Annotated in this window: 15 protein-coding genes; 6 read left to right on the top strand and 9 right to left on the bottom strand. The window is 67.2% G+C overall.

Features of this window, described 5'->3' with window-relative positions; translation table 11 throughout:
- Nucleotides 1–6: 6 nt before the first annotated feature.
- The gene (gene guaB, locus ACSQ9A_RS13230) at nucleotides 7–1476 is read right to left on the bottom strand and encodes an IMP dehydrogenase (RefSeq protein ID WP_436303947.1); all 1470 of its coding nucleotides are present in this window, start codon (nucleotides 1474–1476) and stop codon (nucleotides 7–9) included.
- Between the two features lie 149 nt (nucleotides 1477–1625).
- Here guaB and ACSQ9A_RS13225 point away from each other — a divergent pair, with 149 nt between their 5' ends.
- Nucleotides 1626–2144: a DUF4124 domain-containing protein gene (locus tag ACSQ9A_RS13225; protein ID WP_093107519.1), complete on the top strand. Its 519-nt coding sequence runs from the start codon at nucleotides 1626–1628 to the stop codon at nucleotides 2142–2144.
- Between the two features lie 125 nt (nucleotides 2145–2269).
- On the opposite strand, the gene ACSQ9A_RS13220 is transcribed toward ACSQ9A_RS13225, so the two are convergent.
- The gene (locus ACSQ9A_RS13220; RefSeq protein WP_436303946.1) at nucleotides 2270–2602 is read right to left on the bottom strand and encodes an RnfH family protein; all 333 of its coding nucleotides are present in this window, start codon (nucleotides 2600–2602) and stop codon (nucleotides 2270–2272) included.
- Nucleotides 2602–3048: a type II toxin-antitoxin system RatA family toxin gene (locus tag ACSQ9A_RS13215; RefSeq protein WP_093107523.1), complete on the bottom strand. Its 447-nt coding sequence runs from the start codon at nucleotides 3046–3048 to the stop codon at nucleotides 2602–2604. The genes ACSQ9A_RS13220 and ACSQ9A_RS13215 overlap by 1 nt, the downstream gene beginning before the upstream one ends.
- Before the next feature lie 62 nt (nucleotides 3049–3110).
- Here ACSQ9A_RS13215 and smpB point away from each other — a divergent pair, with 62 nt between their 5' ends.
- The 5 genes from smpB to ACSQ9A_RS13190 all read left to right on the top strand — a co-directional run bounded on the left by smpB (nucleotide 3111) and on the right by ACSQ9A_RS13190 (nucleotide 5938).
- Nucleotides 3111–3587, top strand: a complete 477-nt coding sequence (gene smpB / locus ACSQ9A_RS13210) for an SsrA-binding protein SmpB (protein WP_093107525.1) — start codon at nucleotides 3111–3113, stop codon at nucleotides 3585–3587.
- Nucleotides 3588–3597: 10 nt separating this feature from the next.
- Nucleotides 3598–4173 (top strand): putative colanic acid biosynthesis acetyltransferase, encoded by a 576-nt coding sequence (locus tag ACSQ9A_RS13205; protein WP_436303945.1) that lies wholly within the window; start codon nucleotides 3598–3600, stop codon nucleotides 4171–4173.
- 52 nt (nucleotides 4174–4225) lie between these two features.
- Nucleotides 4226–4735, top strand: coding sequence for a sigma-70 family RNA polymerase sigma factor (locus ACSQ9A_RS13200; protein ID WP_436303944.1), 510 nt, complete (start codon nucleotides 4226–4228; stop codon nucleotides 4733–4735).
- Nucleotides 4736–4752: 17 nt separating this feature from the next.
- The gene (locus ACSQ9A_RS13195) at nucleotides 4753–5475 is read left to right on the top strand and encodes an anti-sigma factor family protein (RefSeq protein WP_436303943.1); all 723 of its coding nucleotides are present in this window, start codon (nucleotides 4753–4755) and stop codon (nucleotides 5473–5475) included.
- 73 nt (nucleotides 5476–5548) lie between these two features.
- Nucleotides 5549–5938, top strand: coding sequence for a COG4315 family predicted lipoprotein (locus tag ACSQ9A_RS13190; protein ID WP_093107533.1), 390 nt, complete (start codon nucleotides 5549–5551; stop codon nucleotides 5936–5938).
- Nucleotides 5939–5941: 3 nt separating this feature from the next.
- Here ACSQ9A_RS13190 and ACSQ9A_RS13185 read toward each other — a convergent pair whose 3' ends face one another.
- The 6 genes from ACSQ9A_RS13185 to infB all read right to left on the bottom strand — a co-directional run bounded on the left by ACSQ9A_RS13185 (nucleotide 5942) and on the right by infB (nucleotide 13505).
- On the bottom strand, nucleotides 5942–6370 hold the full coding sequence (locus ACSQ9A_RS13185; RefSeq protein ID WP_093107535.1) for a YXWGXW repeat-containing protein: 429 nt from the start codon (nucleotides 6368–6370) through the stop codon (nucleotides 5942–5944).
- 71 nt (nucleotides 6371–6441) lie between these two features.
- Nucleotides 6442–7311, bottom strand: a complete 870-nt coding sequence (locus tag ACSQ9A_RS13180; RefSeq protein WP_436303942.1) for a DMT family transporter — start codon at nucleotides 7309–7311, stop codon at nucleotides 6442–6444.
- Between the two features lie 34 nt (nucleotides 7312–7345).
- Nucleotides 7346–9178, bottom strand: a complete 1833-nt coding sequence (gene typA / locus ACSQ9A_RS13175) for a translational GTPase TypA (RefSeq protein ID WP_093107539.1) — start codon at nucleotides 9176–9178, stop codon at nucleotides 7346–7348.
- The gene (gene truB / locus ACSQ9A_RS13170; RefSeq protein WP_436303941.1) at nucleotides 9175–10194 is read right to left on the bottom strand and encodes a tRNA pseudouridine(55) synthase TruB; all 1020 of its coding nucleotides are present in this window, start codon (nucleotides 10192–10194) and stop codon (nucleotides 9175–9177) included. Before truB ends, typA begins: the two co-directional genes overlap by 4 nt.
- Nucleotides 10195–10196: 2 nt before the next feature.
- Nucleotides 10197–10568 carry a 30S ribosome-binding factor RbfA gene (gene rbfA / locus ACSQ9A_RS13165; RefSeq protein ID WP_093107543.1) on the bottom strand — a complete coding sequence of 124 codons (372 nt, stop codon included), beginning with the start codon at nucleotides 10566–10568 and terminating at the stop codon, nucleotides 10197–10199.
- 21 nt (nucleotides 10569–10589) lie between these two features.
- Complete coding sequence (gene infB / locus ACSQ9A_RS13160) at nucleotides 10590–13505, bottom strand: translation initiation factor IF-2 (protein ID WP_093107545.1); 2916 nt, start codon at nucleotides 13503–13505, stop codon at nucleotides 10590–10592.
- Between the last annotated feature and the right edge of the window lie 19 nt (nucleotides 13506–13524).

The following is a 13524-nucleotide window of genomic DNA, read 5'->3' as shown; positions in this document are numbered from 1 at the left end:
GGCCGATCACTCCGCGCGGTAGTTGGGCGCTTCCTTGGTGATCTGCACGTCGTGCACGTGGCTTTCCCGAATGCCCGCGGTAGTGATCTCGACGAACTCGGCCTTGTTCTTCATGTCCTCGATGGTGGCGCAGCCGCAGTAGCCCATGCTGGCGCGCAAGCCGCCAGACATCTGGTAGACGATCGAGACCATCGAGCCTTTGTAGGGCACACGGCCCTCGATTCCTTCGGGCACCAGCTTGTCCGCGTTCGGGTTGCCGGTGGTCGATTCCTGGAAGTAGCGGTCGGCGCTGCCCTGCTGCATGGCGCCGATCGAGCCCATGCCGCGATAGCTCTTGTAGCTGCGGCCCTGGAACAGCACGATCTCGCCCGGCGCCTCTTCGGTGCCGGCGAACATGCCGCCCATCATCACGGTGCTGGCGCCGGCGGCGATGGCCTTGGCGATGTCGCCCGAGTAGCGGATGCCGCCGTCGGCGATCAGCGGGATGCCGCTGCCCTGCAGCGCGGTGGCGACGTTGTCCACCGCCATGATCTGCGGCACGCCGACACCGGCCACGATGCGCGTGGTGCAGATGGAACCGGGGCCGATGCCGACCTTGACCGCGTCGGCGCCCGCATCGGCCAGCGCGCGGGCGGCATCGCCGGTGGCGATGTTGCCTCCGATCACGTCGACCTGCGGATAGTTCTTCTTGACCCAGCGCACGCGCTCGATCACGCCGGCGCTATGGCCGTGGGCGGTGTCGACCACGATCGCGTCGACGCCGGCCTTCACGAGCGCCTCGACGCGCTCCTCGGTGCCCTCGCCCACGCCGACCGCGGCGCCCACGCGCAGCCGGCCGCTGGCGTCGCGCGCGGCGTTCGGGAAACTGGTCTGCTTGGTGATGTCCTTGACGGTGATCAGGCCCTTGAGCTCCCAGGCGTTGTTGATGACCAGCAGGCGTTCGAGCTTGTGCTTGTTGAGCAGCGCCTTGGCCTCGGCGAGCGTGGTGCCGTCGGGCACGGTGATGAGCTTCTCGCGCGGCGTCATGATCTCGCTCACCGGCACGTCGTAGCGGTTCTCGAAGCGCAGGTCGCGCCCGGTCACGATGCCGACCACCTTGCCGCCGTCGAGGACCGGAAAGCCCGAGATGCCCAGTTCGTCGGACAGCTGCATGACCTGCAGCACGGTGTGCGTGGGCGTGATCACCACCGGATCCCGCAGCACGCCGGATTCGTAGCGCTTCACCTTGGCCACCTGCGCAGCCTGCTCGGCGGCGGTGAAGTTCTTGTGCACGATTCCGATGCCGCCCTCTTGCGCCATCGCGATGGCGAGGCGCGCTTCGGTCACGGTGTCCATCGCCGCGGAGACCAGCGGCAGGTTCAGTGTGATATTGCGGGAGAGTCGGGTGGCGAGGGAGGTGTCCTTGGGCAGGACCTGGGAGAACGCTGGCACCAGCAACACGTCGTCGAAGGTGAGCGCTTTGCCGAGAAGGCGCATGGGTGAAGCTCCAAAAGACGGATTGTAACGATGGCTCGGTACTTACCCGGGCCAAAGGTGAATCGGCTTGCGGCACGAATACCGTTGTTACGTTGCAAAAACGCCATCGAGTAAGTTGCAAAACGTAAGGCGGCGCTAAACTGCCGGCCATGAAAATCGCGCACTTGCTCGTACTCGGATCGGCCTGCCTGTTGCTGTCGATGGGCGCCAATGCCCAGTGGCAGTGGATCGACAAGGACAACAAGAAGGTCTTCAGCGACCAGGCCCCGCCGCCCGAGATTCCGGACAAGAACATCCTGCGCCGGCCGGGTGCGCCCTCCTCGCGGCCGAACTTCAGCCCTGCACCGGCAACTCCCGAGGCCGATGCCGCTGCTGCGCCCCGCGTTGCCGCCAGCGGCGCCAGGCCCAGCGGCGTGGACAAGGAACTCGAGGAGAAAACGCGCAAGGCCGAGGAAGCGGAAAAGGCCAAGAAGGCCGCCGAGGCTCAGAAGATCGCCCAGGCCAAGGCCGAGAACTGCCAGCGGGCGCGCCAGGCCAAGGCCACCTTCGACAGCGGCATCCGCGTGGCCCGCGTGAACGCCCAGGGCGAGCGCGAGATCATGGACGACAAGGCGCGGGCCGCCGAGCAGGAGCGCCTGCAGTCGGTGATCGGCGCCGACTGCAAGTAATAGGCTCGCCCCCAGGCTTCGCGCACTTCGTGTCGCTTCGCCAACCCCCTTCCGGGGGCAACACCAGCGGCCCGGGGAAGCCGGTTCCGCGGTGTTTCCCGCCTGATCTCCCGCACACCCCGAGCCTAGTACCCGGCCTTGCCGCCCTTGCGGCGGCGCGCGAACAGGCCCGTTCCGCGTGCGCCCTGTTTCTTGAATCGCTCGCGCCGTGCGACCTTGGGGTCCACCGTGAGCGGGCGGCAGAGCTCGATGCGGTCGAGGTCTGCCAGAGCCTGATCCCATGCCACCGCATGGCCCCAGATTCCGGGCTGCATCGCCTGCCAGTCGAGCTGCGGGAATTGAAGCGGCAGATGGCTTTCGCGCACCGCATCGCGCACTGTCGCGCCTTCGGCCACGCCCAGCACCTCTTCGAACACCTCGCGCGGCGCCGGCGAGTACGCCACGGTCACCTGCAGCATCAGATCTTGTCGTAGATGTGCTCGGCGCGCTTGACGAAGGCCTCCACGAGGTTGGATGCGACCTTGTCGAACACCGGCCCGACCAGCGCCTGCAACGCGAAATTGCTGAAGCCGTAGCTGAGGTTGAGCTCGACGCGGCAGGCCCGCTCGCCCGCCTCGCCCACCGGGGTGAACTTCCAGACGCCGTCGAGGTTGGAGAACGGTCCGTCGACCAGCTTCAAATGGACCTCGCGGCCCGGCACATGGGTGTTGCGGGTGGTGAAGCTGTGGTGAAAACCGCTGAAAGCGAGGCCGACTTCGGCCGTCATGCCGGCGGCGTCGTGCTCGATCACCTTGGCCTTGTCGCACCAGGGGAGAAACTCGGGGTACTTCGTCACGTCAGTGACCAGGGAGTACATCTCTTCGGCGCTGTACCAGATCAGGATGGACTTGTGGACTGTTTTCATAGAATCGGCACAGCGTGCGCGACGGATTGTATTGAAGCCATGCAGCCCTCACCTGACACACCATGGCCACAAAAAAACAAGACACCTCCTCCCGGATCGCGGACAACAAGAAGGCCGCGTACAACTACTTCTTCGAAGAACGCTTCGAGGCCGGCATGGTGCTGGAGGGCTGGGAAGTCAAATCGCTGCGCGAAGGCAAGGTGCAACTGACCGACGGCTACGTCGTGATCCGCGACGGCGAGCTGTTCGTGATCGGCTGCCAGATCAACCCGCTGCGTTCGGCCTCGACGCACATCACGCCCGATTCGGTGCGCACCAAGAAGCTGCTGCTGCACAAGGAGCAGATTCGCCGCCTCGTGGGCAAGGTCGAGCAGAAAGGCTACACGCTGGTGCCGCTCAACCTGCATTGGAAAGCGGGCAAGGTGAAGTGCGAGATCGCGCTGGCCAAGGGCAAGGCCGAGCACGACAAGCGCGACACTATCAAGGACCGCGAAGGCAAGCGCGAGGTCGAGCGGGCCATGAAGAGCCGCAGCCGCTGAAGGAAGCACCATGGCGCTCCAACCCCTCGACGCCGCGCGCGTCAACCCGCTCGAAGGCGGCCCCAGTTTCTCGCTTTCCAACCGGCTGGTGCGCGCGGCCTGGAACCTGAGCTGGGCGCTGCTCGCCTCCTGGACGCCGCCGCAGATGCGCTTCTGGCGCCGCTTTCTGCTGAAACTCTTCGGCGCGCAATTGGGCGAATCCAGCGACGTGCGCGGCAGCGCGCGGGTCTGGTATCCGCCGAATCTGCACCTGGCCGATCGCGCGATGCTGGCTGAACGGGTCATTTGCTACAACATGGCGCCGATCCGGCTCGAGCGCGCCGCGCTGGTCTCGCAGGGCGCACACCTGTGCGCAGGCAGCCACGACATTTCCTCTGCGAGTTTCCAGTTGACGGCGAGCCCGATCACCATCGGCGCCGACGCCTGGATCGCGGCAGAAGCCTTCGTCGGGCCCGGTGTGGAAGTGGGCGAAGGCGCGGTGCTGGGCGCCCGCAGCGTCGCCTTCCGCTCCCTGGATCCCTGGACGGTGTACGGCGGCAACCCTGCCAAGCCGATCAAGCGGCGAGTGCTGCGCAGCGAGCACTGAATTTTTTTGGGCACGGTGGAATAAACCGCGCCCCCACGGCGTTAGTGCAGCGATGGATTCACGCGCGCTCGTCGACCACATCCCCAGCCTCAGGCGCTATGCGCGCGCGCTGACGGGCGACGCCTGGGCCGCGGACGACCTGGTGCAGGACACGCTGGAGCGCGCCTGCAGCAAGTGGCGCTTGTGGATCGTGGGCAGCGATCTGCGGGCTTGGCTCTTCACGCTCATGCACAACGTGTTCGCGAGCCAGGTGCGGCGCGCACCGCCGCGCGCCACGGTGGACATCGATGATGTGGCGCATGAATTGAGCAGTGGCGACGGTCATCGCGACCGGACCATCGACCTGCAGCGCTGCCTGCTGCGCCTGCCCGAGGAGCAGCGCGCCGTGCTGCTGCTGGTGGCGCTCGAAGACCTCTCCTACGCGCAGGTCGCCAGGATTCTGGATGTCCCCGTGGGCACCGTCATGTCGCGCCTCTCGCGGGCCCGGGTCCGGCTTCAGGACCTGATGGAAGGGACCGAGTCGCCGGCATCGGGCCGCCCCGGTCTGCGCCGCCTCAAGTAGCCCGCATCTCATCCGCCATGAACAGCCCCACGCCGCCTCCCGACACCGACCAGCTCGCCTGGCGAGCCCAGCGCGACGCGCTGCGCGAACTGCATCGCGAAGTGCTCGACGAACCCGTTCCCAAAGCGCTGCTGGCGGCGGCCGGGCATCTAGATGATCGCCGGGCCCGACAGGCGCGCTGGATGCGTTGGGGCGGGATGGCTGCGGGCGTGCTGATCGCCTTCGCCGCCGGCTGGGTCGGCAACCACCAATGGTCGGCGTCGCAGCAGACCGGCGCCGCGCTGGCCCGCGCGCCGGCCACGCGCGAGTTCGTGCATGCCGCCTCGGTGGCGCACGCGGTCTATGCGCCCGAGAAGCGGCATCCGGTCGAAGTGGTCGCTGCCGAGCAGCAGCACCTCGTCCAGTGGCTCTCCAGGCGGCTCGACAAGCCGCTCAAGGTGCCGGATCTGTCGGCCGAGGGCTACGCGCTCGTGGGCGGCCGTCTGCTGCCGGGCAGCGAGGGGGCAAGGGCACAGTTCATGTTCGAGCGCGCCGACGGCGAGCGCGTGACCCTCTACATCGGCAGCCTGGGCAGCGCCGCCGGGCCGGCACAGGCGGGCGAAACGGCGTTCCGCTACTCGGCGGACGGTCCGGTGCCGAGCTTCTATTGGGTCGATCGCGGTTTCGGCTATGCATTGGCGGGCAAGCTGCCGCGCGATGCGCTGCTGGGCCTCGCCGGCGTGGTCTACCGTCAACTATGAACAAAAGGCCCGGGCGCTAGACTGCCCCGGCCGTATCGGCTTTTGCGATTTTTTAACCGAAGGAGAAAACTTCATGAAACTGCTCAGCGCTTCGATTCTTGCGGCCGCCCTGCTCGCCGGATGCGGCAGCATGTCCAGGACCGCATCGGCGCCGGACACCCCGACCCGTACCGCCGATGGCGTGCTGGTCGGCCCCACCGGCATGACGCTCTACACCTTCGATCGCGATACCGCCGGCAGCGGCAAGTCCACCTGCAACGGACCCTGCGCCACCAACTGGCCGCCGCTGATGGCGGCCGACACGGCCAAGCCGATGGCCGCCTACACCATCGTCGTGCGCGACGACGGCAAGAAGCAATGGGCCTACAAGGGCTGGCCGCTCTACTACTGGGTCAAGGACACCAAGGCCGGCGACAAGACCGGCGATGGCGTCAACAACGTCTGGAAGGTGGCGCGCCCCTGAGGCTCAGCAGCGGCCCTTCTTGGCCTGTCCCGGCGGGCAGTGATGGCCGCCGGGGCCGTGATCGTCATGCCGGCCATGACGTTCATAGCGATCGTCGTCGTGGTCGCGGTGCTTGCCGCCCTTGCTCTTCCAGTTGGGCTCGACCCAGCGCCAGCCGCCGTCGGCGCGTACCCAGCGGCCCGGCGCGTAGACATGGTCGGGGCGCGCCGGCTCCCAGTAGCCCTGGCGCCAGCCATACGCGTCCTGGTGGTATTGCCAATGGCCGGCCACCCAGACGTAGCCGACGCGTGGCGCCGGCACGCGCTCGAAGCGAGGCGCCGGCGGCGCCACGGCAATGAGGCCCGGCACATGGATGTTGACCGACACCTGGGCCGCGGCGCCCAAGGATGCCGTAGCCAGCGCACCGGCCAGCAGGAACGTGGAAAGTCGCATCGATATCTCCCTCTTGAAATGGAAGTCAAACGGCCCTGGGTTTGCACCGGACATCGGTAGAAGTCCCAAGTCTAGTGGGTCCCCGGCAAGGGTATAGCAGCCGCGCGGCGGTCACGCAGCCCGAGCAGTTCGTTGAACACCAATGCGCCGATCACGAGCGCACCGCCTGTCAGCACGCTCGGCGCCGGCTCCTCGCCGGCCCCGATCCAGGCCAGCGCGATGCCGAAGACGATTTCCAGCAGCGCGAGCAGCGCCACCTCGGGCGCCTTCAGGATGCGCGCGCAGACCACCGACAGCGCACACGGGATCGCGAGCTGGAACAAGCCAAGGAAGGCGAGCAGGCCCAGGTCGTGCGCATTGGCCTGGAGCGGCCAGGCCAGCGGCAGCGTGAGCAGCGACGAGACCGCGGCGCCGAGCAGCACCGAGGGGACCAGGTCGATGTCGCGGCCCTTGGCATGCGCATGCTGAACCACGGTCCAGTTGCAGGCGCCGGCCAGCGGCACGCACAGCGCCACCAGCGTGCCGGCCAGCAGGCCGTCGCCGAGCTGGGTGCCGTACATCCAGCCGATGCCCAGGCCCGCCACCACGATAGCGGCCCAGGTGCGCGCCGGAAGCCGGTGGCCGATGAAGACCCGCGCCGCGAGCGCGGTGAAGAGCGGCCCCAGAGCCATGGTCACCAGCACGTTGGCCACGCTGGTCAGCGTGAGCGCCACCATGAAGGCGGTGAACATCACGCACCAGCAGACGCCCGAGATCCACAACGCGCGGCCGCCGTCGCGGATCTTCGAGAACACTGCGCGTCCCTGCCAGAGCGGCAGGATCACGAGCAGGGCCAGCAGCGTAAAGAAGCTGCGCCAGAAGGTGATCTCGAAGCTGCGCGCCTGTTCGAGGTGGCGCGTGACCACGCCCGCCGTCGCCCACATGAGGGTCACGGCGACCATCAGCCAGACCGCGCGGCCGTGAGACAGCGCGGCTCTAGACTGTGTCGCGGCTGGCGCGCTTGCGCTCATGTTCCTTCAGGAAGCGCTTGCGCAGGCGCACGCTCTTGGGCGTGATCTCGACCAGTTCGTCGTCCTCGATGAATTCCACGCCGTATTCGAGCGTGAGGTCGATCGGCGGCGTGATCTTGATCGCGTCTTCCTTGCCCGAGACGCGGAAGTTGGTGAGCTGCTTGGTGCGCGTGGCATTGACCACCAGGTCGTTGTCGCGGCTGTGGATGCCGACGATCATGCCTTCGTAAACCGGGTCGTTCGCCCGCACGAACATGCGGCCGCGATCGTCCAGCTTGCCCAGCGCGTAGGTGAAGATCTCGCCGTCGTCCATGGAAATCAGCACGCCGTTCTTGCGGCTGCCGATGTCGCCCTTGTGCGCCTCGTAGCTGTCGAAGATGTTGGAGATCAGGCCCGAGCCGCGCGTCAGGTTCAGGAACTCGTTGGTGAAGCCGATCAGGCCCCGCGCCGGAATGCGGTACTCCAGGCGCACGCGGCCGCGGCCGTCCGGCTCCATGTTGACCAGCTCGCCCTTGCGCTCGCCCAGCGCCTGCATCACGCCGCCCTGGTGCTGGTCTTCGATGTCGGCGGTCACCAGTTCGATCGGCTCGTGCTTGACGCCATCGACGTCGCGGAACACCACGCGCGGCTTGGACACAGCCAGTTCGTAGCCTTCGCGGCGCATGTTTTCCAGCAGGATGGTCAGGTGGAGTTCGCCGCGGCCCATCACTTCGAAGATGCCCTCCTCGTCGGTTTCCTTGACGCGCAGCGCCACGTTGTGCTGCAGCTCCTTCTGCAGGCGGTCCCAGATCTGGCGGCTGGTGACGAACTTGCCTTCGCGGCCGGCCAGCGGGCTGGTGTTGACGCAGAAGTTCATCGTCAGCGTCGGCTCGTCGACCCTGAGCATGGGCAGCGGCGCCGGATTCACCGGGTCGGTAACGGTCACGCCGATGCCGATGTCGGCAATGCCGTTGATCAGCACGATCTCGCCCGGGCCGGCTTCGGTGGCCTGCACGCGTTCCAGGCCCTGGAAAGTCAGCACCTGGTTGACGCGGCCTTTGACGGACTTGCCGTCCGGACCTTCCATCACGACCACGTCCATCATGGGCTTGATGGTGCCGGCGTTGATGCGACCGACGCCGATGCGGCCCACGAAGGTCGAGAAGTCGAGCGCGGAGATCTGCAGCTGCAGCGGCGCGGCGGGATCTCCCGCATGGGCCGGCACGTGCTTGAGGATGGTGTCGAACAGGGCCGACATGTCGGGGCCCCACTGCTCGCCGTGTTCGCCCTCTTCCAGCGACGACCAGCCGTTGATGCCCGAGGCGTAGACCACGGGGAAATCGAGCTGTTCATCCGTCGCGCCGAGCTTGTCGAACAGGTCGAAGGCGGCGTTGACCACATAGTCGGGGCGCGCGCCGGGCTTGTCGACCTTGTTCACCACCAGGATGGGCTTCAGACCCAGGGCCAGGGCCTTCTTGGTCACGAAGCGGGTCTGGGGCATGGGGCCTTCCTGGGCGTCGATCAGCAGCACCACGCCATCCACCATGCTGAGCGCACGCTCCACCTCGCCGCCGAAGTCGGCGTGGCCGGGGGTGTCGACGATGTTGATGTGCGTGCCCTTCCAGGTCACGGCGCAGTTCTTGGCCAGGATCGTGATGCCACGCTCCTTTTCGATGGCGTTGTTGTCCATCACGGTGTCGACCACTTTCTCGTGTTCGGCGAAGGTGCCGGACTGGCGCAGCAGTTGGTCGACCATGGTGGTCTTGCCATGGTCCACGTGGGCGATGATGGCGATGTTGCGAATCTGGTTGGTGCTCATGGTGTCGCTTCGGTCAAAAGTGTCTGCTGGATTTCGATGGGGTTCAGCAAGCGCCCCGGGATCAGTTCGCCGGCCGTGACGTGCGCCGTGCCGAGGAATGCTCTTTCATCCGTTCGCGCTGAGCTTGTCGAAGCCTGCGCCGGCCCTTCGACAAGCTCAGGGCGAACGGGGGTGTGCGACGGCGCGGGCCCGAAGACGGCGACCTCCGCTGCGTCGGGCCAGTCGCCGCGACGGCGCAGGCCCGAAAGAAAGCGTGCCGCATCTTCGGCGCCGAGCGTGACGCTCGTGTGGCCGGCCACCAGGGCTTCGGTCGGCAGCAGCCGCGCCAGGCGCTCTTCCTCGCCCATGGCTTCCAGCGCTTCCAGCGTCACGCATTGCGAGACGTCGAAGCCGCCGGTGGCGATGCGGCGCAAGGCGGTGAGATGGGCGCCGCAACCGAGCGCTTCGCCGATGTCTTCGCCGAGCGTGCGGATGTAGGTGCCCTTGCTCACGGTTGCGAGGATGCGGATCTGGTCGTCTTCCACGCGGCCGAGCGCCAGCTTGTGGATCGTCACGTCGCGTGCGGCGCGCTCGACCTCGATGCCGTCGCGTGCGTATTCGTAGAGCGCCTTGCCGTCCTTCTTGAGCGCGCTGTGCATCGGCGGCACCTGGCGGATCGGACCGGTGAATTGCGCTTCGACGCGCACCAGGTCCTCGGCCGTCACGGCCACGGGACGCTCGGCGATCACCCCGCCTTCGGCATCGCCCGTGGAGGTCTTGATGCCGAGCCGCGCGGTCGCCTCATAGGTCTTGTCGGCATCGAGATGCAGCTGGCTGAACTTGGTCGCCGCGCCGAAGCACAGCGGCAGCACGCCGCTCGCGAGCGGATCGAGGGTGCCCGTGTGGCCTGCCTTTTCGGCGCGCAGCAGCCACTTGGCCTTCTGCAACGCCTGGTTGCTGGAAAGACCCAGCGGCTTGTCGAGCAGCAGCACCCCGTGCACAGGGCGCCTCTGCACCCGTGTGCGTGGCGCGTTCATCTTCAGTCGTCTTTGGAACGTGAAGCGACGGCCTGCGCAATCAGCGCATTCATGTCGGCGGCGCGCTCGGTCGTGCGGTCGAACTGGAAATGCAGCGTGGGCACGGTGTGGATGTGCAGGCGCTTGAAGAGGCCGTTGCGCAGGAAGCCCGCGGCCTGGTTCAGCGCTTCGGTGGTTTCCACCGGGTCGCCGACGAGCAGGCTGAAGAAGACCTTCGCATGCGCGTAGTCGGGCGTGACCTCGACCGCCTGGATCGTGACCATGCCCACCCGCGGATCCTTCAACTCGCGCGCGATCAACTCCGTCAGATCGCGCTGGATCTGATCGGCGACCTTGAAGGCGCGGTTGGGGGCAGCGGCTTTTCTCTTGGGCATGGCCAGGGTCGCATCGGGCGCTTACAGCGTCCGGGCGATTTCCTTGATCTCGAAGAACTCCAGCTGATCACCTTCCTTGATGTCGTTGTAGTTCTTGAGCTTGATACCGCACTCGAAGCCTTCGCGCACTTCGCGCACGTCGTCCTTCAGGCGCTTGATCGAGTCGATCTCGCCGGTGTAGACGACCACGTTGTCGCGCAGCAGGCGGAAATGCGCGCTGCGGTTGACCGAACCCGCAGTGACCATACAGCCCGCGACCGTACCGATCTTGGACGCCACGAAGACGGTGCGGATCTCGGCCGAGCCGATGACCTCTTCGCGCCGCTCCGGTGCCAGCATGCCGGCCATCGCCGTCTTCAGCTCGTCGACAGCGTCATAGATGATGCTGTAGTAGCTGATGCCGACGTTGTTGCCTTCGGCCAGCTTGCGCGCACCGGCATCGGCGCGCACGTTGAAGCCGATGACCATGGCCTTGGAGGCGATCGCGAGGTTGATGTCCGACTCGCTGATGCCGCCCACCGCGGCGTACACGACCTGCACCTTGACCTCGTCGTTCGAGAGCTTGAGCAGGGACTGCGCGAGCGCTTCCTGCGAACCCTGCACGTCGGCCTTGATGATGATCGGCACCATCTTGACTTCGCCGGCGCTCAGGTCCGAGAACATGTTCTCGAACTTGGCAGCCTGCTGCTTGGCCAGCTTGGTGTTGCGGAACTTGCCCGCGCGGTAGGTCGCGATCTCGCGCGCGCGGCGCTCATCGCCCATCACCATGAACTCGTCGCCGGCCTGCGGCACTTCGGTCAGACCCTGGATCTCGACCGGGATCGAGGGGCCGGCCGTCTTGATGGTCTTGCCGTCCTCGTCGAGCATGGCGCGCACGCGGCCGAAGGTCGAGCCGGCCAGCACCACGTCGCCGGTCTTGAGCGTGCCGGACTGCACCAGCACGGTGGCAACCGGGCCGCGGCCCTTGTCGAGCTGCGCTTCGATGACCAGGCCCTTGGCCGCGGCATCCACCGGCGCCTTGAGTTCCAGCACTTCGGCCTGCAGCAGCACCTGTTCGAGCAGGTTGTCGACGCCCTGCCCGGTCTTGGCGGAGACCGGGACGAAGGGCGTATCGCCGCCGTACTCTTCGGGCACCACTTCCTCGGCCACCAGCTCCTGCTTGACGCGCTCGAGGTTGGCATCGGCCTTGTCGATCTTGTTGATCGCGACCACGATCGGCACACCCGCCGCTTTCGCGTGCTTGATGGCTTCCTTGGTCTGGGGCATGACGCCGTCGTCCGCCGCCACCACCAGGATCACGATGTCGGTGGCCTGCGCACCGCGGGCACGCATGGCGGTGAAGGCCTCGTGGCCCGGGGTGTCGAGGAAGGACACCATGCCACGCTCCGTCTGGACGTGGTAGGCGCCGATGTGCTGCGTGATGCCGCCGGCTTCCCCCGCGGCGACCTTGGCGCGGCGGATGTAGTCGAGCAGCGAGGTCTTGCCATGGTCGACGTGGCCCATGACGGTCACGACCGGTGCGCGCGGCAGCGCTTCGGCGTTCTGCGCAGACACGTCCTCGTCGGTGAAGGCTTCCGGATCGTCCAGCGCGGCGACCACCGCGGTATGGCCCATGTCCTCCACGATGATCATCGCGGTGTCCTGGTCCAGCGACTGGTTGATGGTCGCCATCTGGCCGAGCTTCATCAGTTGCTTGATGACTTCCGACGCCTTGACGGCCATCTTGTGCGCGAGTTCCGAGACCGTGATGGTTTCGGGCACGTGCACTTCGAGCACGCGCGCCTCCACCGGCGCGGCCTGCACGCGTTCTTCCTGGCCTCCGCGGTCGTTGCCGCGGCGCCCGCGCGGGCCTCCGCGCCAGTTGCCGCGGCCGACACCGCCGCTGGCATCGCCGCGGGTCTTGATTTCCTTCTTCTTGGCCGTGTCGCCGGCCCAGCTCGACGAGAGCTTGGCCGACTTGACTTCCTTGCCGGCGCCGGCGGCGCCGGGTGCCGTCGTGCCGGGCGCAGCCGGCGCCGCCGTGCGGGCGGCGGGCGTGGCCGGCTTGTGCAGCGTTCCCTTGACCGCGGCCTTGGCTTCAGGCGCAGGCTTCTCGGGTGCCTTGTGCGGCACCAGCACGCGCGCCGGTGCATTCATCATGGCGCGGATGGCTTCCGCCTCGGCCAGGGCCTTGCGGCGGCGCTCGTCGAGATCCTTGGCGCGCACGGCTTCCTCGTCGGCACGGGCCTTCGATTCGGCGGCCGCCTTGGCCTTGGCGTCTTCCTTGACCTGGGCGGCGGCAGCCTCGGCAGCGGCCTTGCGGTTGCTCACCGCCGGTGCTTCCTCGGGCGCTTCGGGCGCACCTTCGGTCACGGTGGCGGGCTTCTCCGCGGCCTTCTTGCTGCGGGCAGCCTTGGCTTCCTGCTCGGCCTGTTCGGCGCGCTCGATCTTTTCGCGTTCGCGCGCTTCGGTTTCCTCGCGCAGGCGACGCTTCTCGACCAGTTCTTCTTCCTGGCGGCGGATCAGTTCGGCCTGGCGGCGCGCTTCTTCCTCGCGGCGTGCGAGTTCGGCTTCGTCGATGCGCGGCGCGGCGGGCGCGGCGGCGGCCGGCGCCTCGGCCGGCTGCTGCGCCGGCTCGGGCGTGGCCGGGTGGCCCTCGTCGCGCTGGATGAAGGTGCGCTTCTTGCGCACCTCGACCTGGATCGTGCGCGCGCGGCCGGTGGCGTCGGCCTGCTTGATCTCGCTGGTCGACTTCTTGGTCAGCGTGATCTTCTTGCGCTCGGGCTCGACCGTGCCGTGGCTGGCCTTCAGGAAGCCGAGCAGGCGCTGCTTGTCGGCCTCGGTGAGCGCGTCGGTCGGGGCGGCCTTGGCCACCCCCGCGCTCTTGAGCTGGTCAAGCAGGATTTCGGGAGTCTTCTTGAGCTCGTTCGCGAACTCGGCGACAGTGGTACTGGACATATTGGTTTCGTGCCTCCAT

Origin of the sequence: Variovorax sp. LjRoot290, assembly GCF_964253985.1 — a bacterium.
In the GTDB taxonomy this organism is placed as follows: domain Bacteria; phylum Pseudomonadota; class Gammaproteobacteria; order Burkholderiales; family Burkholderiaceae_C; genus Variovorax.
This window is presented reverse-complemented; position numbering and strand designations above follow the sequence as displayed.

Coding starts and splice junctions, on each gene's coding strand:
- guaB (WP_436303947.1), bottom strand. CDS start 1,476: ATGCGCCTTCTCGGCAAAGCGCTCACCTTCGACGACGTGTTGCTGGTG.
- ACSQ9A_RS13225 (WP_093107519.1), top strand. CDS start 1,626: ATGAAAATCGCGCACTTGCTCGTACTCGGATCGGCCTGCCTGTTGCTG.
- ACSQ9A_RS13220 (WP_436303946.1), bottom strand. CDS start 2,602: ATGCTGCAGGTGACCGTGGCGTACTCGCCGGCGCCGCGCGAGGTGTTC.
- ACSQ9A_RS13215 (WP_093107523.1), bottom strand. CDS start 3,048: ATGAAAACAGTCCACAAGTCCATCCTGATCTGGTACAGCGCCGAAGAG.
- smpB (WP_093107525.1), top strand. CDS start 3,111: ATGGCCACAAAAAAACAAGACACCTCCTCCCGGATCGCGGACAACAAG.
- ACSQ9A_RS13205 (WP_436303945.1), top strand. CDS start 3,598: ATGGCGCTCCAACCCCTCGACGCCGCGCGCGTCAACCCGCTCGAAGGC.
- ACSQ9A_RS13200 (WP_436303944.1), top strand. CDS start 4,226: ATGGATTCACGCGCGCTCGTCGACCACATCCCCAGCCTCAGGCGCTAT.
- ACSQ9A_RS13195 (WP_436303943.1), top strand. CDS start 4,753: ATGAACAGCCCCACGCCGCCTCCCGACACCGACCAGCTCGCCTGGCGA.
- ACSQ9A_RS13190 (WP_093107533.1), top strand. CDS start 5,549: ATGAAACTGCTCAGCGCTTCGATTCTTGCGGCCGCCCTGCTCGCCGGA.
- ACSQ9A_RS13185 (WP_093107535.1), bottom strand. CDS start 6,370: ATGCGACTTTCCACGTTCCTGCTGGCCGGTGCGCTGGCTACGGCATCC.
- ACSQ9A_RS13180 (WP_436303942.1), bottom strand. CDS start 7,311: ATGGTCGCCGTGACCCTCATGTGGGCGACGGCGGGCGTGGTCACGCGC.
- typA (WP_093107539.1), bottom strand. CDS start 9,178: ATGAGCACCAACCAGATTCGCAACATCGCCATCATCGCCCACGTGGAC.
- truB (WP_436303941.1), bottom strand. CDS start 10,194: ATGAACGCGCCACGCACACGGGTGCAGAGGCGCCCTGTGCACGGGGTG.
- rbfA (WP_093107543.1), bottom strand. CDS start 10,568: ATGCCCAAGAGAAAAGCCGCTGCCCCCAACCGCGCCTTCAAGGTCGCC.
- infB (WP_093107545.1), bottom strand. CDS start 13,505: ATGTCCAGTACCACTGTCGCCGAGTTCGCGAACGAGCTCAAGAAGACT.